This window comes from Nocardiopsis sp. NPDC055879, from assembly GCF_053615935.1.
In genome coordinates this window covers 14,638-37,331 of sequence record NZ_JBSHCT010000026.1, presented here as the reverse complement: position 1 = coordinate 37,331, position 22,694 = coordinate 14,638, and the positions used below count along the sequence as shown (strand labels likewise).

23 protein-coding genes are annotated in these 22,694 nt (G+C 68.8%); 12 read left to right on the top strand and 11 right to left on the bottom strand.

Going from position 1 to position 22,694, the window contains the following annotated elements:
* Positions 1–255 precede the first annotated feature (255 nt).
* Positions 256–1,215, top strand: a complete 960-nt coding sequence (locus ACWGKS_RS25195) for a heme o synthase (protein ID WP_358513129.1) — start codon at positions 256–258, stop codon at positions 1,213–1,215.
* Positions 1,216–1,302: 87 nt separating this feature from the next.
* Here ACWGKS_RS25195 and ACWGKS_RS25190 read toward each other — a convergent pair whose 3' ends face one another.
* The gene (locus ACWGKS_RS25190; RefSeq protein WP_358513131.1) at positions 1,303–1,713 is read right to left on the bottom strand and encodes a hypothetical protein; all 411 of its coding nucleotides are present in this window, start codon (positions 1,711–1,713) and stop codon (positions 1,303–1,305) included.
* A gap of 129 nt (positions 1,714–1,842) precedes the next feature.
* On the opposite strand from ACWGKS_RS25190, the gene ACWGKS_RS25185 reads away from it, so the two are divergent.
* Positions 1,843–3,150: a PrsW family intramembrane metalloprotease gene (locus ACWGKS_RS25185; RefSeq protein WP_452524244.1), complete on the top strand. Its 1,308-nt coding sequence runs from the start codon at positions 1,843–1,845 to the stop codon at positions 3,148–3,150.
* On the opposite strand, the gene ACWGKS_RS25180 is transcribed toward ACWGKS_RS25185, so the two are convergent.
* From ACWGKS_RS25180 to ACWGKS_RS25165, 4 genes are all read right to left on the bottom strand, one after another.
* Positions 3,065–4,207, bottom strand: coding sequence for a COX15/CtaA family protein (locus ACWGKS_RS25180; protein WP_358513135.1), 1,143 nt, complete (start codon positions 4,205–4,207; stop codon positions 3,065–3,067). The two genes, ACWGKS_RS25185 and ACWGKS_RS25180, sit on opposite strands and share 86 nt — an antisense overlap.
* 134 nt (positions 4,208–4,341) lie before the next feature.
* Positions 4,342–4,539 carry a hypothetical protein gene (locus ACWGKS_RS25175; RefSeq protein WP_358513137.1) on the bottom strand — a complete coding sequence of 66 codons (198 nt, stop codon included), beginning with the start codon at positions 4,537–4,539 and terminating at the stop codon, positions 4,342–4,344.
* 144 nt (positions 4,540–4,683) lie between these two features.
* On the bottom strand, positions 4,684–5,562 hold the full coding sequence (locus tag ACWGKS_RS25170) for an EamA family transporter (RefSeq protein ID WP_452524241.1): 879 nt from the start codon (positions 5,560–5,562) through the stop codon (positions 4,684–4,686).
* A gap of 6 nt (positions 5,563–5,568) precedes the next feature.
* A complete protein-coding gene (locus ACWGKS_RS25165; RefSeq protein WP_358513141.1) occupies positions 5,569–5,946 on the bottom strand; it encodes a hypothetical protein in 378 nt (125 codons plus the stop codon).
* A gap of 99 nt (positions 5,947–6,045) precedes the next feature.
* Between ACWGKS_RS25165 and ACWGKS_RS25160 the strand changes: the two genes are divergently transcribed.
* Entirely contained in the window at positions 6,046–6,741 is a 696-nt protein-coding gene (locus tag ACWGKS_RS25160) for an RICIN domain-containing protein (RefSeq protein WP_452524239.1), read from the top strand.
* 24 nt (positions 6,742–6,765) lie between these two features.
* On the opposite strand, the gene ACWGKS_RS25155 is transcribed toward ACWGKS_RS25160, so the two are convergent.
* The 3 genes from ACWGKS_RS25155 to ACWGKS_RS25145 are packed head-to-tail and all read right to left on the bottom strand — an operon-like array spanning position 6,766 to position 9,392.
* Positions 6,766–7,566: an inositol monophosphatase family protein gene (locus tag ACWGKS_RS25155; RefSeq protein WP_358513145.1), complete on the bottom strand. Its 801-nt coding sequence runs from the start codon at positions 7,564–7,566 to the stop codon at positions 6,766–6,768.
* A 51-nt stretch (positions 7,567–7,617) separates the two neighbouring features.
* On the bottom strand, positions 7,618–8,451 hold the full coding sequence (locus ACWGKS_RS25150; RefSeq protein WP_358513206.1) for an ABC transporter permease: 834 nt from the start codon (positions 8,449–8,451) through the stop codon (positions 7,618–7,620).
* 2 nt (positions 8,452–8,453) lie between these two features.
* The gene (locus ACWGKS_RS25145) at positions 8,454–9,392 is read right to left on the bottom strand and encodes an ABC transporter ATP-binding protein (protein WP_452524237.1); all 939 of its coding nucleotides are present in this window, start codon (positions 9,390–9,392) and stop codon (positions 8,454–8,456) included.
* A gap of 378 nt (positions 9,393–9,770) precedes the next feature.
* On the opposite strand from ACWGKS_RS25145, the gene ACWGKS_RS25140 reads away from it, so the two are divergent.
* From ACWGKS_RS25140 to ACWGKS_RS25105, 8 genes are read left to right on the top strand one after another with little or no spacing between them, the layout of a single operon-like run.
* A complete protein-coding gene (locus ACWGKS_RS25140; protein WP_358513149.1) occupies positions 9,771–10,535 on the top strand; it encodes a helix-turn-helix transcriptional regulator in 765 nt (254 codons plus the stop codon).
* 21 nt (positions 10,536–10,556) lie between these two features.
* Positions 10,557–11,969 carry a Fe-S cluster assembly protein SufB gene (gene sufB / locus ACWGKS_RS25135; protein ID WP_067605434.1) on the top strand — a complete coding sequence of 471 codons (1,413 nt, stop codon included), beginning with the start codon at positions 10,557–10,559 and terminating at the stop codon, positions 11,967–11,969.
* 1 nt (position 11,970) lies between these two features.
* Positions 11,971–13,131 carry a Fe-S cluster assembly protein SufD gene (gene sufD, locus ACWGKS_RS25130; RefSeq protein WP_358513152.1) on the top strand — a complete coding sequence of 387 codons (1,161 nt, stop codon included), beginning with the start codon at positions 11,971–11,973 and terminating at the stop codon, positions 13,129–13,131.
* Complete coding sequence (locus ACWGKS_RS25125) at positions 13,124–13,459, top strand: non-heme iron oxygenase ferredoxin subunit (RefSeq protein WP_358513154.1); 336 nt, start codon at positions 13,124–13,126, stop codon at positions 13,457–13,459. Before sufD ends, ACWGKS_RS25125 begins: the two co-directional genes overlap by 8 nt.
* Positions 13,460–13,467: 8 nt before the next feature.
* Positions 13,468–14,229 carry a Fe-S cluster assembly ATPase SufC gene (gene sufC, locus ACWGKS_RS25120; protein WP_358513156.1) on the top strand — a complete coding sequence of 254 codons (762 nt, stop codon included), beginning with the start codon at positions 13,468–13,470 and terminating at the stop codon, positions 14,227–14,229.
* Between the two features lie 3 nt (positions 14,230–14,232).
* The gene (locus tag ACWGKS_RS25115; protein ID WP_358513158.1) at positions 14,233–15,516 is read left to right on the top strand and encodes a cysteine desulfurase; all 1,284 of its coding nucleotides are present in this window, start codon (positions 14,233–14,235) and stop codon (positions 15,514–15,516) included.
* Between the two features lie 21 nt (positions 15,517–15,537).
* Positions 15,538–16,014 carry a Fe-S cluster assembly sulfur transfer protein SufU gene (gene sufU / locus ACWGKS_RS25110; RefSeq protein WP_358513160.1) on the top strand — a complete coding sequence of 159 codons (477 nt, stop codon included), beginning with the start codon at positions 15,538–15,540 and terminating at the stop codon, positions 16,012–16,014.
* On the top strand, positions 16,015–16,392 hold the full coding sequence (locus tag ACWGKS_RS25105) for a metal-sulfur cluster assembly factor (RefSeq protein ID WP_358513162.1): 378 nt from the start codon (positions 16,015–16,017) through the stop codon (positions 16,390–16,392). It abuts the gene before it with no gap.
* Between the two features lie 73 nt (positions 16,393–16,465).
* On the opposite strand, the gene ACWGKS_RS25100 is transcribed toward ACWGKS_RS25105, so the two are convergent.
* Both ACWGKS_RS25100 and ACWGKS_RS25095 read right to left on the bottom strand, forming a co-directional pair.
* On the bottom strand, positions 16,466–17,218 hold the full coding sequence (locus ACWGKS_RS25100) for a DUF2470 domain-containing protein (RefSeq protein ID WP_452456054.1): 753 nt from the start codon (positions 17,216–17,218) through the stop codon (positions 16,466–16,468).
* Between the two features lie 153 nt (positions 17,219–17,371).
* Positions 17,372–19,690, bottom strand: coding sequence for a hypothetical protein (locus tag ACWGKS_RS25095; RefSeq protein ID WP_358513166.1), 2,319 nt, complete (start codon positions 19,688–19,690; stop codon positions 17,372–17,374).
* A 692-nt stretch (positions 19,691–20,382) separates the two neighbouring features.
* Between ACWGKS_RS25095 and ACWGKS_RS25090 the strand changes: the two genes are divergently transcribed.
* Positions 20,383–21,324, top strand: coding sequence for an SGNH/GDSL hydrolase family protein (locus tag ACWGKS_RS25090; RefSeq protein ID WP_358513168.1), 942 nt, complete (start codon positions 20,383–20,385; stop codon positions 21,322–21,324).
* A gap of 67 nt (positions 21,325–21,391) precedes the next feature.
* Here the strand turns inward: ACWGKS_RS25090 and ACWGKS_RS25085 are convergent, their stop codons facing one another.
* On the bottom strand, positions 21,392–22,612 hold the full coding sequence (locus tag ACWGKS_RS25085; RefSeq protein ID WP_452456081.1) for an EAL domain-containing protein: 1,221 nt from the start codon (positions 22,610–22,612) through the stop codon (positions 21,392–21,394).
* Positions 22,613–22,694: the final 82 nt, after the last annotated feature.

Below are 22,694 nucleotides of genomic sequence, written 5' to 3'. Positions count from 1 at the left end.
CGCTCGTCATGGGGCGAAGGTCACCTGACGGGTGGGGCCTCGTTCCCAGGGGGTTGGTCATCGGCCCGTTCAAGGAAGTACTACAGTATGTCGTTGACGGGGTTTTCGCTGATCCTGACGGTTTGTCGGTCCGCTCGACCCCGCGTGGCGAGCAGTGTTGAAATTCCCGAAGAGTTGTCGAGGTATCCGCGTGTCTGAAACCGAGCCGGCCCCGTGGGGGACAGGAGTGCTTTCGGCCGTGGGGACGCGGTACTGATGGCGCTTACCAACCGTTCCCCTCAGGTCGGATCGTCCACCCCGGAGGTCCCCCGCAAGGCCTCCCTGGGCGAGTACGTCCGCGCCTATGTCGCGCTTTCCAAACCCCGCGTCATCGAGCTGCTGCTCATCACCACCATCCCGGTGATGTTCGTGGCCGCCGGTGGTGTGCCGCCGTTGTGGATCGCGGTGGCCACCCTGCTGTTCGGCACCATGTCGGCGGCCAGCGCCAACGCGATGAACTGCTACATCGACCGCGACATCGATCGTGAGATGCGTCGCACCCGCCAGCGTCCGGCCGCGATGGACCTGGTCACCCCCAAGGGGGCCCTGGTCTACGGGCTGATCCTGGCGGTCGGCTCCACGGTCGGGTTCCTGGCGTTCGTCAACGTGCTGTCCGCCGTGCTGTCGCTGTTCGCGATCGGGTTCTACATCTTCGTGTACTCGATGCTGCTCAAGCGGCGCACCGCGCAGAACGTGGTGTGGGGCGGCATCGCCGGCTGCATGCCCGTTCTCATCGGTTGGGCCGCGGTCACCAACAGCCTCGACTGGGCGCCGTTCGTGCTGTTCCTGGTGGTGTTCTTCTGGACACCCCCGCACACCTGGACCCTGGCCATGCGCTACCGCGAGGACTACGCGGCCGCCAAGGTACCGATGCTGCCCGTGGTCGCCAGTGACCGCCGGGTGCTGCTGGAGTCGGTGCTCTACAGCTGGGCGACCGTCATCGTCTCCCTCGCCTTCTGGCCGGTGGCCGGCACCACCTGGTTCTATGGCGCGGTCGCGCTGATCCTGGGCGCCCTGCTGGTGTTCCAGGCCCACCGACTGCTGAGCCGCTCCAAGGCGGGTGTGACCGGTGCCAAGCTCAAGACCATGGGCTTCTTCCACCTGTCCAACGCCTACCTGGCGCTGCTGTTCTCGGCCGTGACCATCGACCCGCTCCTGGCGGGCGTGCTCGGCTGAAAGCCGACCTGATAGACGACGACGGCGCCCGTTCCCAACGAGGAACGGGCGCCGTTTCCGTCGCGCGGGTCGATGGCGCGGGGCGGCTCAGGCGGATCGACGGCGCAAGATCAGCACCGCCGACCACACCACCAGGGTCACCAGCAGCAACGCCAGGGGGACGTGCGCTTGAAGGGGGCCGTAGGTGCCCAGTGCCGCCTGCGGGAAGCCCACCACGAACGCCCCCAGACTGAGCAGGAGGACCGTGCGGTCGGTCCCGGGGCCCCGGCCTCGGGAGGACCACAGCGCGCCCGCGGCGAGCAGTTGCGCGCCGGTGGTCACGTGCACCGCGAGCGCCCCGGCGTAGTGGAACGGCAGGGCGTCCAGGTTGTAGGTGATCAGTTGGCCGGCGGTGACGAACTCCCACAGGAGCACGGCCAGCGAGGACAGGACCGCCACGCGCAGCACCCACTCCCAGGCGCTGACGGGCCGGGTCCGGGCGGTGTCGTTCGGGGCCATGGTGGGACCTTTCCGGGTGGGTCGGGTGGGACTGCCATCCTGTCGTACACGGACGGCCCCTCCGAGGTGATCTCCGCAGGGTGGAGGGGGAGTCGGCGTCGCCGGTGGCAAGCGCTACGATCTGTGCTCATGCCCCGACTCGACAGCAAGGCCATTCTCCAGGGCCGCAGATCCCGTTACTCGATGACGCTCATCCTGGGCATCACCATCAGCGTGGTGTGCATGATCGGCATGCTCGGTTACCTGTGGCTCCTGGCCATGGCGGGGGGTGCGGCCGTGGGGATCGACGGGGCGGTCGGCTTCACGGTGAGCCTGGTCGCGGCCATCGTCCCGGTCACCATCCTCATCCCGCTCCTCCTCCTGCTGGACCGCATCGAACCCGAACCCGGGTGGGTGCTGTTCTTCGCCTTCGTGTGGGGGGCCGGAGTGGCGGTCGTGGCGTCCTTCCTCCTCAACACCTGGGGCATCGCCTACCTCATGGTGCCGTTCTTCGGACCGGACCTGGGCGACTTCCTCGGCACCTCGCTGGTGGCCCCGGTGGTGGAGGAGAGCGCCAAGGGTCTGGTGCTGCTCATCCTGCTGTGGCGACGCCGCCACGAGATCGACGCCTTCACCGACGGCGTGGTCTACGCGGGCATGGTGGCCACCGGCTTCGCGTTCACCGAGAACATCCTGTACTTCCTCAGCGCCTTCTTCGACGGCACGCTGGTCGCCACCTTCGCCATCCGCGGGATCATCGCGCCCTTCGGCCACCCGCTCTACACCGCGATGATCGGTATCGGTGTCGCCTACGCGGCCATGCGAAGCGGGGGACCGCGCTTCCTCGCCCCCATCGCCGGCTGGGTCCTGGCGGTGCTGCTGCACGGCATGTGGAACGGCGCGACCCTCTTCGGGTGGGGCGGTCTGGGCGTGGCCTACCTGGTGCTGTTCGTGGTGCTCTTGGGCATCTTGGGCATCGCCCGCCAGGACCGGCGCGACCAGATCACCGCGATCGCCCGTTACCTGCCGCCCTACATCTCCACCGGCCTGGTGACCCCCGCCGACATCACCATGCTCGGTTCCATGCAGGGCCGACGCCAGGCCAGGGATTGGGCGGCGCGCAACGCCGGCGCCCGCGGGCGCACGGCGATGAAGGACTACCAGTTGGCCGCCACGGAGCTCGCGTTGCTGCACCAGAAGCTGGACGCGGGGGTGGCCCGCAAGGACTGGAAGGTCAACCGCGACGCGTTCCTGGCCCTGATGCACGTGGCCCGGGACACCTTCCTGGGGCGGCTACCCCAGCCGGTCACCCCGGGCTGGGCGGAGCGCCCCACGGACTCGGGTTTCATGCGACGCGCGGACTTCGCGCACGTCATCGCCCAGGCGCGGGCTCAGCAGGACTACGTTCCCCGTCATGGCCAGCCTCAGGGCCGGCCTCCGTACCCGCCTCGGTACTGATCCGCTCCTCCGCCGGGGTCAGCCGGGTGGTGGCGAAGTACAGTCGTGCGATCGCCACCCAGGTCAGCGCCGAACCGAGCACGTGCAGCACCACGAGGGTCTCGGGCAGTTCCAGGGCGTACTGGGTGTAGCCCAGGGCACCCTGGAGCAGCACGATCACCAGCAGCGCCACGCTGCTCAGACGGGCGGGCCGACCGGCGCCGCCCCGGTAGGCGAGCAGGACGGCGGCGGCGCTGCCCATCAGGGCCAGCCAGCCCAGGACCGAGTGCACGCGGGTGACCGCGGGCAGGTCCATCTCCCAACGTGGGGCGGCCGCGTCGCCGCCGTGCGGGCCGGTGCCGGTGACGACGGTTCCGGCGATGAGCAGCAGGAAGCCGACCACGACCAGGGCGATGGCCACCGTGTGCAGCATCGGGCCCACGACGACCTTGGGCGTTCCCTCGGACTCCTGGCAGCGCACGTACAACGCGACGGTGATGAAGACCATCACCATGGACAGCAGGAAGTGGGCGGCGACCGAGGCCGGGTGCAGGTCGGTCCAGACGGTGATCCCGCCGACCACGGCCTGACCCAGGACACCGATCGGGATGATGGTCGCCAGCCGGACCAGGTCACGGCGGCGCGGGGTCGACCGCAGCACGGCGATCAGGGTGATGACGCCGACAGCCAGTACCAGGAAGGTCAGGGTGCGGTTCCCGAACTCGATGGCGGCGTTGAAGGCCGCGTGCCCGGTGTCGATCGGCACGAAGCTGTCGGGGGTGCATCGGGGCCACTCCGAGCAGCCCAGCCCAGAGGAGGTCACCCGGACGGTGGCGCCGGTGACGGCGATCCCGGCGTTGACGACGATGTTCCCCAGCGCCCAAGCGCGCAGCGACCTCTGCGTGGGGGCCCAGATGCTCCTGGCGAGGAAGACGAGCGCGAGTACGCCCAAGACGGCCAGGGCGACCTGCCAGCCCCAGAGGGGGACTCCCAGCAGGACGATGTCCTCCAGCTCGTCCGCCGCGAGCGAGGTCATGGTGGGGAGGGTCGTCGTCGCGGCGACCGGGGAATCAGACATACGACAGACTGTAGTACATCGTCGTGGCAGCGCTTACACGACCCCGGAGAGCCGTGCCACCTGCATCGATGGGGCGGGATGGCATGGAAAGGGTCCCGGGGCGAGCCCCGGGACCCTGGGTCATCCGACCCGGATCAGTCGTTGTAGTTGGCGATGCACTGGTTCAGCAGGTCGAGGTTCAGGTTGATCAGGCCCAGGGTGCTCTGCTCCTTGATGCACGCCTGGTAGACCTCGGACTCGGAGTGGACGCCGGCGGTCGCGGCTCCGGCGCCCGCTCCGAGCAGACCCGCGGTGAACAGAGCGGCGATCGCACACTTGGTCATGGTTCGCATTGCTTGCCTTTCGAACGACTACAACGGCTTGGGCGCGCTGCCCACCAGCCCTGATAGCCCGTAGTGCATGCATGGAAACTCTCTGTGTCTATTTTTTGTGTCGTCTTGCTGTTCCGGAGAGGAAGCAAAGACGCGTCGACGGGGTCAGGAGCTCGAAGGAGAGGAGGTGCGGGTCGAACCGGCGCTGGCCACGATCACACAGACCACCGCCAGCCACTGCCACACGCTCAGCAGTTCACCGAGCAGGACCAACCCCACCAGGGCGGCGGCCGCCGGTTGCAGGCTCATCAGCACCCCGAACACCCGTGGCGGAATCCGACGCAGCGCGTTCAGCTCCAGCGTGTAGGGGACCACGGAGGAGAGCACGCCCACGGCCAGTCCGAACAGCAGCAGCCGCCAGTCGAGTAGCGCGGCGCCGCCCTCGGCGATCCCCGCCGGAGCCAGGACGATGACCCCCACCACACTGCCGATGGCCAGTCCGGAGGCGCCGCTGAACCGCTGACCCGTCGCCGCGCCCAGCAGGATGTAGCCGGCCCAGGCGACCGCGGCCAGTACCGCGAAGAGCACGCCCAGCGGGTCGAGCGATCCGAACTCCACGCCCAGGGCCGCCACGCCGAGCCCGGCCAAGCCGGCCCACAGAAGGTCGACGCGTCGACGTGAGCCCAGGATCGCGATGCTCAGCGGGCCCAGGTATTCGATGGTGACCGCGATGCCCAATGGAATGCGGGCGAAGGCCTGGTAGATGAGGAAGTTCATGCCGGCCAGCGCCACCCCGTAGCCGATCACCACCATCCAGTCGGTGCGGCTCCGGGCCCGCAGCACCGGACGCGCCAGGACCACCAGGACGACCGCGGAGGTGAGCAGACGCAGCCAGACCACCGCGGCGGGCGGCAACGCCTCGAAGAGGTTCTTGGCGAGACCGGCGCCGGTCTGCACGGAGACGATACCGATCAGGATCAACCACACCGGTGGCATCGAGTCGAGTACCGCGCCGGGGGAGAGGCGGGACGTACTGGTGCTCATGATGAATCATCCTACGTTTTGCGGGGTGCGGCCCGCCGCCTCGGCCCCCTCAGCCCCCTCGACCTCGGTCGCGTCCGAGCGTTCGCGCGGACTCCAGACGAAGGCCAGCAACAGCAGCGACCACGCGATGACCACCACCGCGGGTTGCAGGAGCGTCATCACCAGACCGATCACCGTCAGGTCGCCCTCTCCGGTGAGCAACTGCACGCCGATCCACAGGAACGGCAGCGCCGCCGCGAACAGGTTCACGACCAGGGCGGTCCACGCCAACCCGGCCCGGGGCGGACGTCGCCACCACAGGAGGGCACCCCCCACCAGCACGAGGAACAGGGGCGGGCCCAGATAACGGACCACGATGAACCAGGGCACGCCGATGCTCTCCATGTCGGGAACCCTATCGGGGAGGTTCGAGACACGACCGGCATGGTGTGAAATGGTTCGGTCCGTTCCCGGATGACCCCGTCCCCGCTGGAGAGTCCCACGATGTCCCGCTCCCGACGTAGAGCCCGCACCCGCACCGCCCCCGACGGCCTGCCTCGGTGGCCGATGGTGGCCGGGGCGCTGGCCCTGCTGTTGGCGGTGGTGGTGGGTGGCTACACCGGCGGGATGTTCTTCGCCGAGACCACGTCGCAGGTCGAGGAGATGACGGTGACCTCCGGGATCCTCGTCGAACCCTCCGGAGCCCCCGAGCCCGAACCCTCAGAGGACCCCGAGCCGGAGGAGAGGACCCACCCCGCCGGTCTGGACCCGGCGGTCACCTACGCCCTGTTGAACGTGAACGGCGAACGGGCCCTGGACGTCGCGGGCGGCTCCACCGACAACGGGTCCCACGTGCACCTGTGGGACCGCCACGACGAACAGAACCAGCAGTGGAGGTTCGTCCCTGTCGAGGACGACTTCTACGAGATCGTCGGCGTGGGAAGCGGCAAGCTGTTGGAGTTCCCCGCCGAACCCGACCCCGAGGCAGAGCCCGCGGCCACCCTGCTCACCCGCACCGGTGAGCCCAATCAGCACTGGACCGTGGTCGAGGCCGGTGACGGGGTGGTCCGCCTGGTCAATCGGGCCTCGGGCAAGGCCCTCGAAGGGCAGGGCGGCGCACCGGACAACGGCACCCTCGCCGCCCCGGCCGAGGACGGTGGCCACCCCCACCAACAATGGCGCCTGGCGCCCCTGGGCTGACCCGGACCGGCCCCGATCCCCGGATCAGGACAGCAACAGGGAGCGCACGGTCCGCCAGGTGACCTCGTCGGCGGCGTTCAACAGGCCCAACCGGTCGTCGCCGGGGTGGTAGGGGTCGCCCTCGGGACGGAGGGCGACCCCACCGGCCTCGGTGATCAGCAGGCCACCGGGGGTGTGGTCCCAGGGCAGGGTCCGGTGGTAGAGCACGAAGTCCAGCTCGCCCTCGGCCAACCGGGGGTAGTCCACCCCGGCGCAGGAGGCGCCCGGACCCACCTCGGCGAACCGGTCCACGGCGGCCTCGACGCGCTCTCGCGCGCTGGGGGACAGGAACCGGGACTGCACCGCTCCGCGCATTTGCGCCGGATCGGCCGGCGCGGGCTCTCGACGCAGCCGACGCCCGTCACACCAGGCTCCCGATCCGAGTTCGGCCGTGTACACACGGTCCTGGGTCGGGCGCAGGATCCACGAGGCCACGGCCCGGCCCTCGCGGACCAACGCGGCCATCACCGCGAAGTCCTCCGAGCCGCGCACGAAGTTGCGGGTGCCGTCCAACGGGTCGACCAGCCACGCCGCCGGTTCGTCGGTCAGGGCCCGGAGCAGTTTCGGGTCGGTGGAGGCGGCCTCCTCGCCCACGACCGGAACGTCCAGGAGCTCGCGGAGCCTGCGGGTGATGGCGGCCTCGGACTCACGGTCGGCCACGGTGACGATCTCGCCGGGGGCCTTCTCGGTCACCTCGTTCCGGCCCAGGGACCGAAAGCGCGGCAGGATCGACTCCTGCGCGGCCTCGCGGAGGATCTTGGTCACGGCGTCGATGTCGATCGTCATGGCCGACAGCCTACGACCGAGCGACCCCCGCTCCGGGCCCCGGGCCCGGGGTCACTCCCAGCGGAACAGACGCGAGGCCAACAGGCCGCACACCAGGCTCCACGCGACCAGGACCAGGAAGGTGCCCGCGGCCGGCGGCGCACCGTGCGCGAGCGACTCGCGCAACCCCGAGGCGAGCGCGGTGATCGGCAGCACCGAGACCGCCTGCTCCATCGGGGCGGGGAAGTTGCTGGTGGGGAAGAGTACACCGCCCAGACCCAGCAGGAGCACGTACACCAGGTTGGCGCCGGCCAGGGTCGCCTCGGCGCGCAGGGTTCCCGCCATCAGCAACGCCAGTGAGCTGAACGCCGCGGTGGCCGACAGGACCAGGACCAGGGCGGCGAGCACACCGGTCGGGCTCAACGTGGGGTTCCAGCCCAGCAGGACCGCGACCACGCACAGGATGGTGATCTGGATGGTCTGCACGGCCAATACGGCCAGCGTCTTGGCGGCCAGCAGCCCGAACCGGGACAACGGGGTCGCGCCCAGTCGCTTGAGCACGCCGTATCGCCGTTCAAAACCGGTGCCGATGGCCAGCCCGGTGAACGAGGTGGACATGATCGCCAGGGCCAGGATGCCGGGGGTGAGGGCGTCCACCCGGGCGCCTTCGCCCACGTCCAACACGTTGACCAGGCTGAAACCGACCAGCAACAGCACGGGGATCACCATGGTGAGCAGGAACTGCTCGCCATGGCGCAGCATCACGCGCAGTTCCATCCGGGCTTGGGCGGCGACCATGCGCCACATGGGCGCGGCACCCGGCGCCGGAGTGAACAGCCCGGGATCGCCCGAGAGGGTCGGTGTGTCTGAGTCGGCGACGGTCGCGCCAAAGGTGTGCTCGGTCATCATCAGTCGCGCAGTTCCCGGCCGGTGGTTTCGAGGAAGACGTCTTCGAGGGTACGCCGTCGTACGCGCAGGTCCTCGGCGAGGACGCCGGCCGAGGCGCACCAGGCGGTCACCGTGGCGAGGAACTCCGGGCCCAGGTCATCGGGGTCGTCGGCGGTGACGGTGTGTTCGTGTCGGCCGCCCGCGAGCGTGGTGGAAACGGTCCCGCCCTCGGGCAGGGCGGCGCGCAGGGCGTCGACGTCGATGGGGGCCTCGGTGGAGAAACGCACGTCGCGGCGGCGGCCGGTGAGTTCCTCCGGTGTGCCCTCGACGACCACCGCGCCGTGGTCGATGATGACGACGTGGTCGGAGAGGCGCTCGGCCTCCTCCATGTGGTGGGTGGTGAGGATGACCGCGACGCCCGCGGTGCGCAGCGCCGACACCAGGTCCCAGGTGGCCATGCGGGCCTGGGGATCCAACCCGGCGGTGGGCTCGTCGAGGAAGACGATCTCGGGGCGACCCACGACGGCGCAGGCCAGGGACAGGCGTTGCTGCTGTCCGCCGGACAGGCGGCGGAAGGGGGTGCGGCCGGCCGAGGTCAGACCCAACCGTTCCAGGAGCAGCTCGGGATCGATGGGGCTGGCGTGGAAGGAGGCCATGAGGCGTAGCCACTCACCGGCGCGGGCACCGGTGGGCACGCCACCGGACTGGGGCATCACACCGACCCGGGGCTTGAGCTCGGTGGCGTCGCCGATCGGGTCCAGACCCAGTACGCGCACGCTCCCACCGTCCGCGCGGCGAAAACCCTCGCAGATCTCGATGGTGCTGGTCTTGCCCGCTCCGTTGGGGCCGAGCAGGGCGGTCACCGCGCCCGGACGCGCGGTGAACGAGAGGCCCGTGACGGCCTTGGTGGAGCCGTAGTGCTTCACCAGGTCGACGACTTCGAGGGCGGCTGTGTCCATGGGGCCTGAGTTTACGTGCGCTCCGTGATGGGGCCTCACCACCCCGCCCGGAGCCGGAGGGCGGGGGTACGCGCGGTGTCGGAAGGGAACGATGGTGCATAATCACTCCGTTGTGCACCAACGGTGCCCGATCCATCCCATGTCGAATGAGAGTGTGACCGTATCGTGGGATCGGCGTCTTGCCATACAAGACGAACGACCGAACTCGACGAACGGGGATATCGGTCACACGAGTCGCGTCGGCGCGAAATCCCAGATTAGGCAAGCCTGACCTTCGTGACGAAGCGCATGGGGGCGGGTTTGCCTAGGTGGACTTATTTACGGCACACTGATGTTGTCTAATGACAGAGCCGGTTGTGACGGAGGGAGGGGAATCGCGTGTCCGAAGCGTCCAGCGTGCCCCGCCCCCTCAACGGGCCCGATCACGGAACCCGCGCCCGTGTCGCCCGGCTCATCTTGGAGAAGGGGCCGATCACCGCCTCCGACCTGGGAGAACGGCTCGGCTTGACCCCGGCGGCCATTCGCCGTCACCTCGACAACCTCACCAGTGAGGGCATGATCGAAGCCCGCGACGCCAGGCCCACGCCGGGCCGCCGTCGTCGTGGTCGCCCCGCCCGGGTCTTCGTCATCAACGAAGCCGGACGCGACGCCTTCGTTCACGCCTACGACGACCTCGCGTCCAACGCGCTGCGCTTCCTGGCGCAGAGCGCCGGTCCCGAGGCCATCGGGGAGTTCGCCCGCAGCCAGGTCGCCGACCTGGAACGGCGCTACAAGCCCCTGCTGGACGCCGTCCCCGCCGAACAGCGGGTCCGGCTCTTGGCCGAGGCACTCTCCAACGACGGTTACGCCGCCAGCGCGGGCCAGGCGCCCGCACCCGGTGGCGGTGACCAGCTGTGCCAACACCATTGCCCCGTCGCGCACGTGGCCGCCGAGTTCCCGCAACTCTGTGAGGCCGAGATCGAGGCCTTCGCGCGGCTGCTGGGCACACCGGTGCGCAGATTGGCCACCATCGCCCACGGCGACGGTGTGTGCACCACCCACGTCACCCCCCGAGGGGACGTGGCGGGCGGGGAAGAACACGCCCCCGCGACCACCAGCGTCCGCCGTACGGCGGACGGAGGATCGCAACACAAGGACGTCTGAGTCCAGGAGGAGTCCGCGCACATGACTTCTGTCGCGCATCCCGAGCTCGAAGGGCTCGGAACATATGAGTTCGGCTGGTCCGACTCCGACGCGGCCGGTGCCTCGGCCCGTCGTGGCCTGAACGAAGAGGTTGTTCGGGACATCTCGGCGAAGAAGGACGAGCCGGAGTGGATGACCAAGCTCCGCCTCAAGTCGCTCAAGCTCTTTGACAAGAAGCCCATGCCCGACTGGGGCGCGGACCTGTCCAGGATCGACTTCGACAACATCAAGTACTTCGTGCGGTCCACGGAGAAGCAGGCCACCTCCTGGGAGGACCTGCCCGAGGACATCAAGAACACCTACGACAGGCTGGGCATCCCCGAGGCGGAGAAGCAGCGCCTGGTCGCCGGTGTCGCGGCGCAGTACGAGTCCGAGGTCGTCTACCACCAGATCCGTGAGGACCTGGAGGAGCAGGGCGTCCTCTTCCTGGACACCGACACCGCTCTCAAGGAGCACCCGGAGATCTTCGAGGAGTACTTCGGCTCCGTCATCCCGCCCGGCGACAACAAGTTCGCCGCGCTCAACACCTCGGTGTGGAGTGGCGGGTCGTTCGTCTACGTGCCCAAGAACGTGCACGTGGAGATCCCGCTCCAGGCCTACTTCCGGATCAACACCGAGAACATGGGTCAGTTCGAGCGGACGCTGATCATCGTCGACGAGGGCGCCTACGTCCACTACGTCGAGGGTTGCACCGCGCCGATCTACAAGACGGACTCGCTGCACTCCGCGGTCGTCGAGATCATCGTCAAGAAGAACGCCCGCTGCCGTTACACGACCATTCAGAACTGGTCGAACAACGTCTTCAACCTGGTGACCAAGCGCGCCATCGCCGAAGAGGGCGCCACCATGGAGTGGGTCGACGGCAACATCGGCTCCCAGGTCACCATGAAGTACCCCGCCGTGTACCTGATGGGCGAGCACGCCAACGGCGAGACCCTGTCCATCGCCTTCGCCGGCGAGGGCCAGCACCAGGACACCGGCGCCAAGATGGTGCACTGCGCCCCCAACACCACCTCCAAGGTGGTGTCCAAGTCGGTGGCGCGCGGCGGCGGCCGCTCCTCCTACCGCGGCCTGATCCAGGTCCAGGAGGGTGCCCACCTGGCGAAGTCCTCGGTGGAGTGCGACGCGCTGCTGATCGACACGATCAGCCGTTCCGACACCTACCCCTACAACGACCTGCGCGAGGACGACACCGAGCTCGCGCACGAGGCCACCGTCTCCAAGGTCAGCGAGGACCAGCTCTTCTACCTGATGAGTCGGGGGATGGGCGAGGAAGAGGCCATGGCCATGGTCGTTCGAGGTTTCGTGGAGCCCATCGCCAGGGAGCTCCCGATGGAGTACGCGCTGGAGCTGAACCGTCTCATCGAGCTCCAGATGGAAGGATCGGTTGGTTAAGTTGACGACCACGAACACCGAACCCAAGGCGCACAGCCACGGGCTGGGACAGATCCCGGTCTCGAAGCTGGACACGCACGGTTCCCACGACGTGAACGACTTCCCCGTCCCGAACGGACGCGAGGAGGAGTGGCGCTTCACGCCGATGCGTCGTCTCAAGGGTCTGCAGGACTGGAAGGGCGAGGCCGACGGCACCGACGAGACCGTCGTCGACGCGCCCGAGGGCGTCACCGTCGAGCAGGTCGGCCGGGACGATGAGCGTCTGGGCACCGCGGGTCTTCCCGTGGACCGCGTCATCGCGCAGGCCTACAGCGCCTTCGAGCAGGCCACGGTCGTGACCGTGCCGCGCTCGCTGGTGGCCGACAAGGCGATCACGATCGACCGCAAGGGTCTGGGCGGCACCGCCTTCGAGCAGCTCGTCATCGACGTGCAGCCGATGGCCGAGGCCACCGTGATCATCACCAACACCGGTACCGGTGTGCGCGCGGGCAACCTCGACGTGCACGTCGGTGAGGGCGCCAAGCTCAACCTGGTCAGCCTCCAGGACTGGGACGACGACGCGGTCGAGGTCAGCCAGCACAACGCCCGGGTGGCCAAGGACGCGAGCTTCAAGTCGGTCATCGTCACCCTGGGCGGGGACGTGGTCCGCCTGTCGCCGCGCGTGTCCTACACGGGTCGCGGCGGCAACGCCGAGCTCTACGGACTCTACTTCGCCGGTGACAAGCAGCACCACGAGCACCGTTCGCTCATCGACCACAACCTGTCGCACACCCGCTCCCGGGTGGACTACAAGGGCGCGCTCAACGGTTCCGGGGCCCACACCGTCTGGATCGGTGACGTGATCATCGGCGAGGGCACCGAGGGCACCGACTCCTACGAGCACAACCGCAACCTGCAGCTCTCCGACGACACCCGTGTGGACTCCGTTCCGAACCTGGAGATCTTCACCGGTGAGGTCCAGGGCGCGGGCCACGCCAGCGCCAGTGGGCGTCTGGACGACGTGCACCTCTTCTACCTGCGTTCGCGCGGTATCCCGGAGGATGAGGCTCGCCGCCTGATCATCCGCGGCTACTTCCTGGACATCGTCAACCGCATCGACGACGAGGAACTGCGCGAGCGGGTCATGGAGAAGGTCGAGCGAAAGCTTGCCGCACATGAGTGATCAGGGCGGTTGGACCAAGGTCGCCGAACTCGACGAGATCCCCGAGGAGGGGGTCCTGGGGATCGAGACCGACGACGAGACGCCCATCGCGCTGGTGCGCTCCGAGGGTCAGGTCTTCGCGCTGCGAGACGTGTGCTCGCACGCGGAGGTCCGCCTCTCCGAGGGTGAGGTCGAGGACGGCACCATCGAGTGCTGGCTGCACGGTTCGTGCTTCGACCTGCGTTCGGGGGCGCCGATCAACCCGCCCGCGACCCAGCCGGTCCCCACCTATGACGTGAAGATCGACGGCGACGACGTGCTCGTGTCGCTGGCTGAGAAGAATTCCTGAGGCCTGAAATGACGAAGTTCGAAATCCGCGGTCTGCGCGCCGACGTCCTCATCGGTGAGGACGAGCGTCGCGAGATCCTCAAGGGCGTTGACCTGACGATCAACTCCGGTGAGACCCACGCCATCATGGGCCCCAACGGCTCCGGCAAGTCCACCCTCGCCTACGCGATCTCCGGTCACCCGCGCTACGAGATCACCGACGGCGAGGTCCTCCTCGACGGTGAGAACGTCCTCGACATGGAGGTCGACGAGCGGGCCCGCGCCGGCGTGTTCCTGGCCATGCAGTACCCGGTCGAGGTCCCGGGCGTGTCCATGTCCAACTTCCTGCGCAGCTCGGTCACCTCCATGCGCGGCGAGGCTCCCAAGCTCCGTCAGTTCTCCAAGGAACTGCAGGGCGCCATGAAGAACCTGGCCATCGACTCCTCCTTCGCCGCCCGCGGCGTCAACGAGGGCTTCTCCGGTGGTGAGAAGAAGCGGCACGAGATCCTCCAGCTGGAGCTGCTCAAGCCGAAGGTCGCCATCCTGGACGAGACCGACTCCGGCCTGGACGTCGACGCGCTCAAGATCGTCTCCGAGGGCATCAACCGCGCCCAGGGCGAGAACGACCTGGGTGTCATGCTCATCACGCACTACACCCGCATCCTGAACTACGTGAAGCCCGACTTCGTGCACGTCTTCGCCGAGGGGCGCATCGCCGAGTCCGGCGGCCCCGAGCTGGCGCAGGTGCTGGAGTCCGAGGGCTACGAGCGTTTTGTGAAGGCGGGCGCGTAGCACATGAGTGATCGCGAGCTGGGACCGCTCGACGTCGCGGCGATCCGGGAGGACTTCCCGATCCTCTCCCGGACCGTCCGTGACGAGCGCCCGTTGGTGTACCTCGACTCCGGGGCCACCTCGCAAAAACCCCGGCAGGTACTGGACGCCGAGCGTGAGTTCTACGAACGCCACAACGCGGCGGTGCACCGGGGAGCGCACCAGCTCGCGGAGGAGGCCACCGACGCCTACGAGTCGGCCCGAGAGACCATTGCGTCGTTCATCGGAGCCGACTCCGACGAGGTGGTGTTCACCAAGAACGCCACCGAGGCGGTCAACCTCGTCGCGTACGCGATGAGCAACGCCGCCACGGCCGAGGACGACCTCCGAAGGTTCCAGGTGGGTCCGGGCGACGAGATCGTCGTCACCGAGATGGAGCACCACGCCAACCTGGTGCCCTGGCAGCAGCTGTGTCAGCGCACCGGTGCGACGCTGCGCTGGTTCTCGGTGACCGACGAGGGTCGTCTGGACCTGTCGGACCTGAACGAGTTGGTCAACGAGCGCACGAAGCTGGTGGCGTTCGCGCACCAGTCCAACGTGGTGGGCACGGTCAACCCCGTCGCCACCATCACGGCGCGGGCCCGTGAGGTCGGTGCCCTGGTGTTGCTGGACGCGTGCCAGTCGGTGCCGCACATGCCGGTCGACGTCGCGGCGTTGGACGTCGACTTCCTGGCCTTCTCCGGACACAAGATGCTCGGTCCCAACGGGATCGGCGTGCTCTGGGGGCGCCGGGAGCTCCTCGCCGCCATGCCACCGTTCATCAGCGGTGGTTCGATGATCGGCGTGGTGCACATGACGCACTCCACCTGGGCCGATCCGCCTCAGCGATTCGAGGCCGGTGTGCCGATGGCCCCGCAGGCCGTCGGTCTGGCCGCGGCCTGTGACTACCTGTCGAAGGTGGGCATGGACCGGGTCGCCGCGCACGAGCACGAACTCACCGAGTACGCGCTCAAGCTGGTCGGCGCGATCGAGGGTGTGCGGATCGTCGGTCCCACGGAAGCCGTGGACCGGGGTGGCGCGGTGTCGTTCGTGGTGGAGGACATCCACCCGCACGACCTGGGCCAGGTCCTGGACGACCGGGGGGTCGAGGTGCGGGTGGGCCACCACTGCGCCTGGCCGCTGCACCGCAAGCTCGGTATCGTCGCGACCACGCGCGCGTCCTTCTACCTCTACAACACGTTGGAGGACGTGGAAGCGCTCGCGGAGGCCATCCGGGCCGCCCAGAGGTTCTTCGGGACCAGGGCCTAGCAACGAGGATTCTGCCTGACCATGCAGCTGGACGCGATGTACCAGGAGATCATCCTGGACCACTACCGGAACCCGCACCACAAGGGGCTGCGGGATCCGCACGACGCCGAGGCGCATCACATCAACCCCACCTGTGGGGACGAGGTGACGCTCCGCGTGGCGTTGACCCCTGCCCCCGACGGCGCGGGACTGGACGAGAAGGCGACCGTCACCGACGTCTCCTATGAGGGCATGGGCTGTTCGATCAGCCAGGCCAGCACCTCGGTGCTGACCGATCTCCTCATCGGGAAGTCGGTGGCCGAGGGGATGCGTACCCTGGACGCCTTCACCGAGTTGATGCAGTCCAAGGGCAAGGGTGAACCCGACGAGGACGTGCTGGAGGACGCTGTGGCGTTCGTCGGCGTGTCCAAGTACCCGGCCCGGATCAAGTGCGCCCTGCTGGGGTGGATGGCCTGGAAGGACGCGGTGTCGCAGTCCTTCGAGAAGGAAGGCGCCTGAATGAGCGAGAACGACAGCACGACGACCGAGACCGCCGAGAAGTCCGAGACGGCTCCGCTCACCCCTGAGCAGGAGGAGCTGTTCGAGGAGATCGGCGAGGCCCTCAAGGACGTGATCGACCCCGAGCTCGGGGTGAACATCGTCGACCTGGGTCTGCTGTACGGGGTGAACGCCGACGACAAGTCGATCACTCTGGACATGACCCTGACCAGCGCGGCCTGCCCGTTGACCGACGTCATCGAGGACCAGACCAACAGCGCCCTGGACGAGTTCGAGCGTGACGTCAAGATCAATTGGGTTTGGATGCCGCCGTGGGGTCCGGACAAGATCACCGACGATGGTCGGGACCAGCTGCGCATGCTGGGATTCAACGTCTGACCTGAGCGGACGTGCGAGCGGGCCGGGACCCTTCGGGGCCCCGGCCCGTCTTCGTGTGCGGGGGGCGGTGCGCTCAGTAGCGGTCGAGGGGAAGTCGGGCCAGTTCCTGGACCTGGTGGGCGACCTCGTGTGCGGTGCGCGCCGGGCGACGGAAGGGGATGCGCACGTCGTGGTCGCCCCCGGCGCTCTCCAGACGCAGACGCAGGCCGTAGCGGTCCACGCCCAGGGGACGTGGGCGACCGTCGGGCAGCGGTACTGGGCAGTGCTGGACGACCGCTTCGAGCAGGTCGCCGTGGTCCCGCTCCAGGTGGCGTAGCCATGGGCCCTCCCAACGGTCGAAGGGGGCGGGGCTCAGGGAGGTGAACCGCGCCGGCTCCAGCAGGTGACAGCCGTCGTGGTCGGAGTACACCACCAGGTGGGGTCGCAGGACGATCATGGTGCGTCCGTGGCCCAGGTCGAGGAGACGTTCGTCGGGGTCCCCCTCCAACACGGCCAGGGCGCGGTCGCGCGCCTCCGTGGCGGACGGCAGGCTCAGGTCGCCGTTGATCCACAGCAGGGAACGGGTCCGGTCGCGCAGGTCGACGGGGGCGGTGTCGGTGAACTCGATGGTGGCTTCGAGTCCGTCGGCGTCGATCTCGCCCAATACCCGGTGCTGGTCCGGCACGAGCAGGGTGATCTCCCCATCGGTACCGGTGTGGCAGGCGGGGCCGGTCAGGTGTAGGGAGACGTCGGAGGTCGTGACGGTGGCGGGGTTGGGGCGCGCCAGGACCGAACGGGCGCTTTCGGCGGGGGTGGGCGCCAGGGTGTGCGTGAACAGCAGGATCACCTCAGCTCTCTTAGGTAAGGCTAACCTATATCCTCTCGGGGTGTCCTGTCACGTCGGGGACGTGGTGAAAGAGCCGCGAGGACGCCGGGCACGACGAAGGCCCACGGCCGGAAGGCGTCCGGTCCGTGGGCCTCGTGCGGTCGACGGTGGGTGTCAGTGCGCGGCGAACATGCCCGAACGCAATTCCCCGGCGATGTCCTCGTCCCCGCGTAGGGACAGGACGTCGAGCAGGGCCTGCGGGGCGGCCAGCGACTCGTCGCCGTTGTCGGTGATCCTGCGGGAGAGGATCTTGAGCGCCTCGTCCGTGGCGGCCGGTGCGGTGTAGCCGATCAGGTGCAGGGCCCGAGCGTAGGGGGAGTGACCGCTCAGGTCGCTCACCGGGAGCTTGCGCGCGTCCAACCTGTCGCCGGAGACCGTGATGAAGATGCGGTCGCCGGGCTGCGCGGCCTGCCTGCGGAGCAGCGGGCGCAACGAGTCGAAGGCCGGCTGATCGCGCCAGACCAGCACCAGCAGGTCCGCTCCGGGCGCGGTCAGGCACAGCAGACGTCCGGGTTGCAGTCCCAGGTGTGTGGCGTACCCGGCGGGCACGGCCACCGGGGCGCCGTTGAGATGGTCGGCGGTGATGTCGATGCGGTGCCACCAGCGGCCGTCCGGGGCACGGAAGCAGCGGGCCGACATCGCGGGTTCGCTCGCGCCGTGACGGGTCGGCGCCGGGGGCGCCAGCGGAGGCTGAGGCTGCTGCCCGAGGTGCGGTGTCATCGGCGCGGGCGGTGGTGCCACCTGTGGGAACGCGCCCGAGTCGGGTCTGTATCCGTGGGTCGGGGCGGGGGCCTCCACGGGGGAGTCCGCGGCGGTCTCCGGGCGGCGCCGGATCGGCAGGCCGTTCTCGGTGGTGCCCGAACCCTCGGGGGAGTGACCGCCGGTCGGAGCCTCCATGGGCACGGAGGTGTCCACCAGGACACGGCCCTCGCGCAGGTTCACACCCGGGGTGCTCAGCAGCCAGGCGCGCAGTTCCTGCTGGCGGATACCGATCCGGCCCAGCCGGATGCCGGCCTCGGTCAGGTCGGGTGTGTCACCGAGCATCTCCCGGGTCTGCCAGCGCAGTCGGTTGGGATCGTCGGCGATGAGCCAGCCGTTGTGCATGCGGCGGTCGGTGAACAGGGTGATGATCACCCGCCACAGCGGGGTGTGCAGGGTGGGCACGTCCACCGGGTGGTCCGGGTGCGCGTTGATGAGTCGGTCGATGGTGGTCGCCGAACCCAACTGGTCGGACAGCTCGCGCAGATGCTTGGTGATGGTGGCGCCCTCGGGGGAGGAGAGCCACTGCAACAGTCGCTCCTCCACCTTGCGCTGGGCGCCGCGGATCTCGGTGACGTCCACCGCGATCTGCTCGGAGAGCACCCGGATGCTGATGGGATCGGTGGCGAAGAGCCGTTCGGCCGCCACCGTCCGCTCCAGGTCGGGCCAGGAGCGGAACATCTCCTCGACCGCGTCCACCAAGGGGTGCTGCCCCAGCGCGGGGGCCGGACGTTCCTCGGGCTGTTCGGGGCGCAGCTTGGGACGGCTGAAGCTGGGACGACGCAGGGTACGGCCCGGGCCCAGCAGGGAACTGCGGAACTGCGAACGAAGGTCGCCCACATCGTTCTGCGCCTCGGGGGGCTCGGGGGCGCCCTCGGCGGCGTCACCGGGGATCATCGCGGCCGAACTCACCATGCCGCCCAGCGGGGTCTGCGAAGGCGGCGGAGTGGGGCTGGGGGTGGGCTCCATTCCCGCGGGGACGTGGACGTCGGCGGTGTCCGGCCGGCCCTCCTCGCGCTGGGCGCGTAGGGCCCGCAGGGTGCGGATGGCCCGCGTGGCCGGGGACTGGGGCGGTGTCGAGTCGGAACCGTTCACCGAGGAGCCGGGGGCCTCGTGCGCGCCGGTGGCCGCGTCGAGGTAGTCGAGCGCGTTGCGCACGTGATCGGGCGCGGACTCGGGAAGCCAGTGCGAGATGGTGCGCACGGCCTCCAACATCAGTGCCGGGGAGGGCGTGGGCCCGCCGGGAAGTTCGCAGCACGGTTGCAGGGCACGCCAGGCGACGGTGCTGACGATGTCGAGGACACCGCACTGGGCCGGTCCCCACTCCAGGATCTCGCGGGGGGTGGCCGAGACGAGTTTCTCCCAACTGCCGGCGGTGGTCGTGACCGCTTCGCGTACGGGTTCGGAGAGTTCGGCACAGTCCACCGCTTGGCCGCGCAGACTGGGCAGGAATTCCGTCAGGGGTACGTGGTCCCACTGCTCGACCGCGAGCCGGGCCAGGCCTTGGGCCAGCCAGGGTGGGCCGGCGATGTCCAGAACGCGGGTGATGGGCAGGGAGTGCCACCAACCGTCGATCAGCCGGTCGTGTCTGAGCAGGGATGCCACGTCCGGCGACCTCGACCAGCGCAGGGCGGGTGCGAGGTCGACGAGGCAGATCGGAGAGACGGCGTTCATCCGCTGGGGACCTCGACCTCCTGGTGTCTGCTCGTGAATTGAGGAGGAACCGCACGGGCCTTCGGTTCGATGCACCACAGTACGCGCCTCGGGCCATCAGGGGGACAGGCCCTTAGAGAACGCTCCGGCCCTGCTGTGAGAGGAAACGGGGGACCGAGGGACGGGGGTGCCGTGAGCACTTGACGCGATCGTACGTGGCCAGAGAGCACAAGGGTAGTCCCGATCCGTTTCAGCGGGCTCCGGTGAGGTTTCGCCACGGTGTGTGATCGCTGTGGTACTGGAGTTCCATGACGAAACCGTGAAATGAGATGTGAATTACCTCATATATGGCATGAGGCTCTTCTCTGCCATATCGGACGTTGTTCCCAGAGTCGTGGCCGGCGGGTGGCCGTGAGCGTTCGCACGCGAACGGTGTACCGAGGTGCCCTGGACATGAGGCGTGCCGGTAGGTGTCGGCCGAACCGAATCCGACATGTGAATGTCGGACGCGGGTATGCTGGATGGGCACTGTTCTCGCTCGAAGCGCCCACTTCGGCCGGGTGGCCGCAACCGCCCCCGGGGGCCACGGTGCTCGGACAACACGGGCCGGCGGCACACCGCGCCCCACCAAGACTTCCGTTTCCGCGCACCCCGGTGCTCGGCAGGCGTGGAACGGTCGATCCGGATGATTGGTTGACGTGACAGACCTTGAGATGAATCCCCCTGCCGCCGATGCCACGGACAGACCGGAACTCATCCGGTCCTACGTGGCCATCGGTGACAGCATCACCGAGGGGATGGAAGACGACAGTGGGCCGGGCGGCACCTACCGGGGCTTCGCGGACCGTCTCGCCGAACACCTGGGCACTCTGTCCCCGGACTTCCGATACGCCAATCTCGGTGTTCGTGGTCGACGGATGCAACACATCTTCGGTGAACAACTCGACCGAGCGCTGGAGTGGAAGCCCGACCTGGTCACCGTGCTGGCGGGCGGCAACGACGTGCTGCGGCCCGGCCACGACCCGGACGAACTCGCCGAACATTTCGAGTGGGGGGTGCGTCGGCTGCGCGACGCGGGCATCCGCGTGGTGATCCTGGCCGGCCACGACACCGGGTGGATCCCGGTCCTGCGTCTGTACCGCGGACGCATCGCGGTGTTCAGCATGCACATGCGCGCGGTCGCCGAACGTACCGGCACCGAGATCATCGACCTGTGGGCGCTCAACGCCCTCAACGACTCTCGTGCCTGGAGCGACGACCGGCTGCACCCCAACGGCGCCGGTCACCAGATCGTCGCGGCCCGCGTGGCCGACCTGCTCGGGTTCCCGATGGGCCCGCCCGAATCCTGGACGGACCCGTGGTCCACCCCGCCCCAGCAGCTCCCGCGGATCCTGCGACGCCGGGAGGGTCGTCGCTGGGCGCGTCAGTACCTCGTACCGTGGCTGCGTCGCCGCGCCATGGGCCGCTCCTCCGGGGACGGTCGGATGGCCCGCCGTCCCGAACTGGAATACCTGCACGACGAGGAGACCCGGGAGCGGCTGCGCCGACAGCTGCGCGAGGTCGGCGCCGACACCCACTACAACGGCTACCCGGCCGGTGACTCGATTCCCACCAGCAGCCCGTCGGGGACCAAAGGACCCGAACCCTCCAGGTGAGCGTCCATCACCCCGGCCACCCCGCACACGTTCGGCGGGGTGGCCGTTCCGTTCCCCGGGTCGGGGTTCACCGCCGGGACAGGGACTGGATCAGGTCGCTGACGTGCACCACTCCCAGGCACTGGCCGTAGGGATTGGTCACGATGAGGTCGTCGTAGACCCGTTCGCGGTCCTGACCCGCCACACGCAACGCCGCGATCGCCGACATCCACGCCGGTACCGTCCGCGGTGACTCCGCCAGGCGTAGGGCCGGACGTTTGGCGTGCAGCGCGTGCCCGTAGCGTCCGGTCACCGACAACAGGAATCGGGTCCGGTCGATCACCCCGGTGGGTCGCTCCCGGTGGTCGATCAGGACCACGCTGTTGAGGGCGGCGTCGGCGGTGAACGCCTCCAGCACGTGCTCGCCGGTCGACTCGGAGTCGAAGTCCAGCGGGGGCACCATGAACTCGGTGACCCGGGGCCCGGTGTCGGTGTCGCCCAGGGTGGTGGCCGCGGGTTCGGGTACGGGTGTCACCTTCTCGCCCGGACGCCAACCGGGGTCGGTGAAGAACGTTCCACTGCCCAGACGCACCCCGCACTCGCGCAGCCGCACGATCTCCTCGGCCCGGGTCACCCCCGCGCCGAGGGCGTACACGCCGCTGCTGCGACCGATCCGGGACAGACCCTCGACGATGCCGCTGTGGCGCTGGTCGGAGTCGATCCCCGCCACCAGCTTCGGGTCCAACCGGATGAGGAAGGGGAGGGCCTCCAACACCATGTCCGGTCGGGCCATCCCGGTACCGAATCCGCACCGGAACCCCACCGAACGCAACCCCGAGACCCCGGCCATCACGATGTCCCTGGGCAGGTCCACCAGGTCGGGGGTGAGCATGAGGGTGACGTCGCGCGGACGTCGACCCGCCCGCCGCAACGCGCTCTCGGCCATCGCGGGAAGGCCTCCACCATCGGCCAACGCCACCGACGGCAGCGGAAGCACCAACGGCAGCAGGCTATCGGCTCCGCCCACCGAGCGAACCAGCGCCGACAGCCACTCGGCGACGAGCGTGGCCTCGCGGCCGGATCCGTCCGGGCGACCCAGACCCTCCGGTACCGGGGCGACGACCTCCACGGCCACCACCGCGCCGGAGTCCAGGTCCACTATGGGGCGAAAAGTCGGTCCCCGGCGCTTCTTCGACCCGTGTGCGGGGGCGCCGGGGGCCGGGAGTGTGTTTTGGGAGTGCAGGGTGGACACACCACCATGGTGGCCCGCGGAGAGGGCCGATCTGAAGCCCTTTACGCGCCTGTTCAGCCGTTCTTGAGCCGGGCGGTGCCGGTTGTTCACAGTGTTCGCGCATACGACTGTGGGCGCCACCGAGAGTGACGCCCACAAT

Bases quoted from the DNA above. Each gene is read 5' to 3' on its own strand.
- ACWGKS_RS25160 (WP_452524239.1), top strand. From the start codon at position 6,046: ATGTCCCGCTCCCGACGTAGAGCCCGCACCCGCACCGCCCCCGACGGC.
- ACWGKS_RS25175 (WP_358513137.1), bottom strand. From the start codon at position 4,539: ATGCGAACCATGACCAAGTGTGCGATCGCCGCTCTGTTCACCGCGGGT.
- ACWGKS_RS25125 (WP_358513154.1), top strand. From the start codon at position 13,124: ATGAGTGATCAGGGCGGTTGGACCAAGGTCGCCGAACTCGACGAGATC.
- ACWGKS_RS25195 (WP_358513129.1), top strand. From the start codon at position 256: ATGGCGCTTACCAACCGTTCCCCTCAGGTCGGATCGTCCACCCCGGAG.
- ACWGKS_RS25115 (WP_358513158.1), top strand. From the start codon at position 14,233: ATGAGTGATCGCGAGCTGGGACCGCTCGACGTCGCGGCGATCCGGGAG.
- ACWGKS_RS25185 (WP_452524244.1), top strand. From the start codon at position 1,843: ATGCCCCGACTCGACAGCAAGGCCATTCTCCAGGGCCGCAGATCCCGT.
- ACWGKS_RS25150 (WP_358513206.1), bottom strand. From the start codon at position 8,451: ATGACCGAGCACACCTTTGGCGCGACCGTCGCCGACTCAGACACACCG.
- ACWGKS_RS25180 (WP_358513135.1), bottom strand. From the start codon at position 4,207: ATGTCTGATTCCCCGGTCGCCGCGACGACGACCCTCCCCACCATGACC.
- ACWGKS_RS25190 (WP_358513131.1), bottom strand. From the start codon at position 1,713: ATGGCCCCGAACGACACCGCCCGGACCCGGCCCGTCAGCGCCTGGGAG.
- ACWGKS_RS25165 (WP_358513141.1), bottom strand. From the start codon at position 5,946: ATGGAGAGCATCGGCGTGCCCTGGTTCATCGTGGTCCGTTATCTGGGC.
- ACWGKS_RS25090 (WP_358513168.1), top strand. From the start codon at position 20,383: ATGAATCCCCCTGCCGCCGATGCCACGGACAGACCGGAACTCATCCGG.
- ACWGKS_RS25155 (WP_358513145.1), bottom strand. From the start codon at position 7,566: ATGACGATCGACATCGACGCCGTGACCAAGATCCTCCGCGAGGCCGCG.
- sufU (WP_358513160.1), top strand. From the start codon at position 15,538: ATGCAGCTGGACGCGATGTACCAGGAGATCATCCTGGACCACTACCGG.
- ACWGKS_RS25145 (WP_452524237.1), bottom strand. From the start codon at position 9,392: ATGGACACAGCCGCCCTCGAAGTCGTCGACCTGGTGAAGCACTACGGC.
- ACWGKS_RS25095 (WP_358513166.1), bottom strand. From the start codon at position 19,690: ATGAACGCCGTCTCTCCGATCTGCCTCGTCGACCTCGCACCCGCCCTG.
- sufC (WP_358513156.1), top strand. From the start codon at position 13,468: ATGACGAAGTTCGAAATCCGCGGTCTGCGCGCCGACGTCCTCATCGGT.
- ACWGKS_RS25105 (WP_358513162.1), top strand. From the start codon at position 16,015: ATGAGCGAGAACGACAGCACGACGACCGAGACCGCCGAGAAGTCCGAG.
- ACWGKS_RS25170 (WP_452524241.1), bottom strand. From the start codon at position 5,562: ATGAGCACCAGTACGTCCCGCCTCTCCCCCGGCGCGGTACTCGACTCG.
- sufB (WP_067605434.1), top strand. From the start codon at position 10,557: ATGACTTCTGTCGCGCATCCCGAGCTCGAAGGGCTCGGAACATATGAG.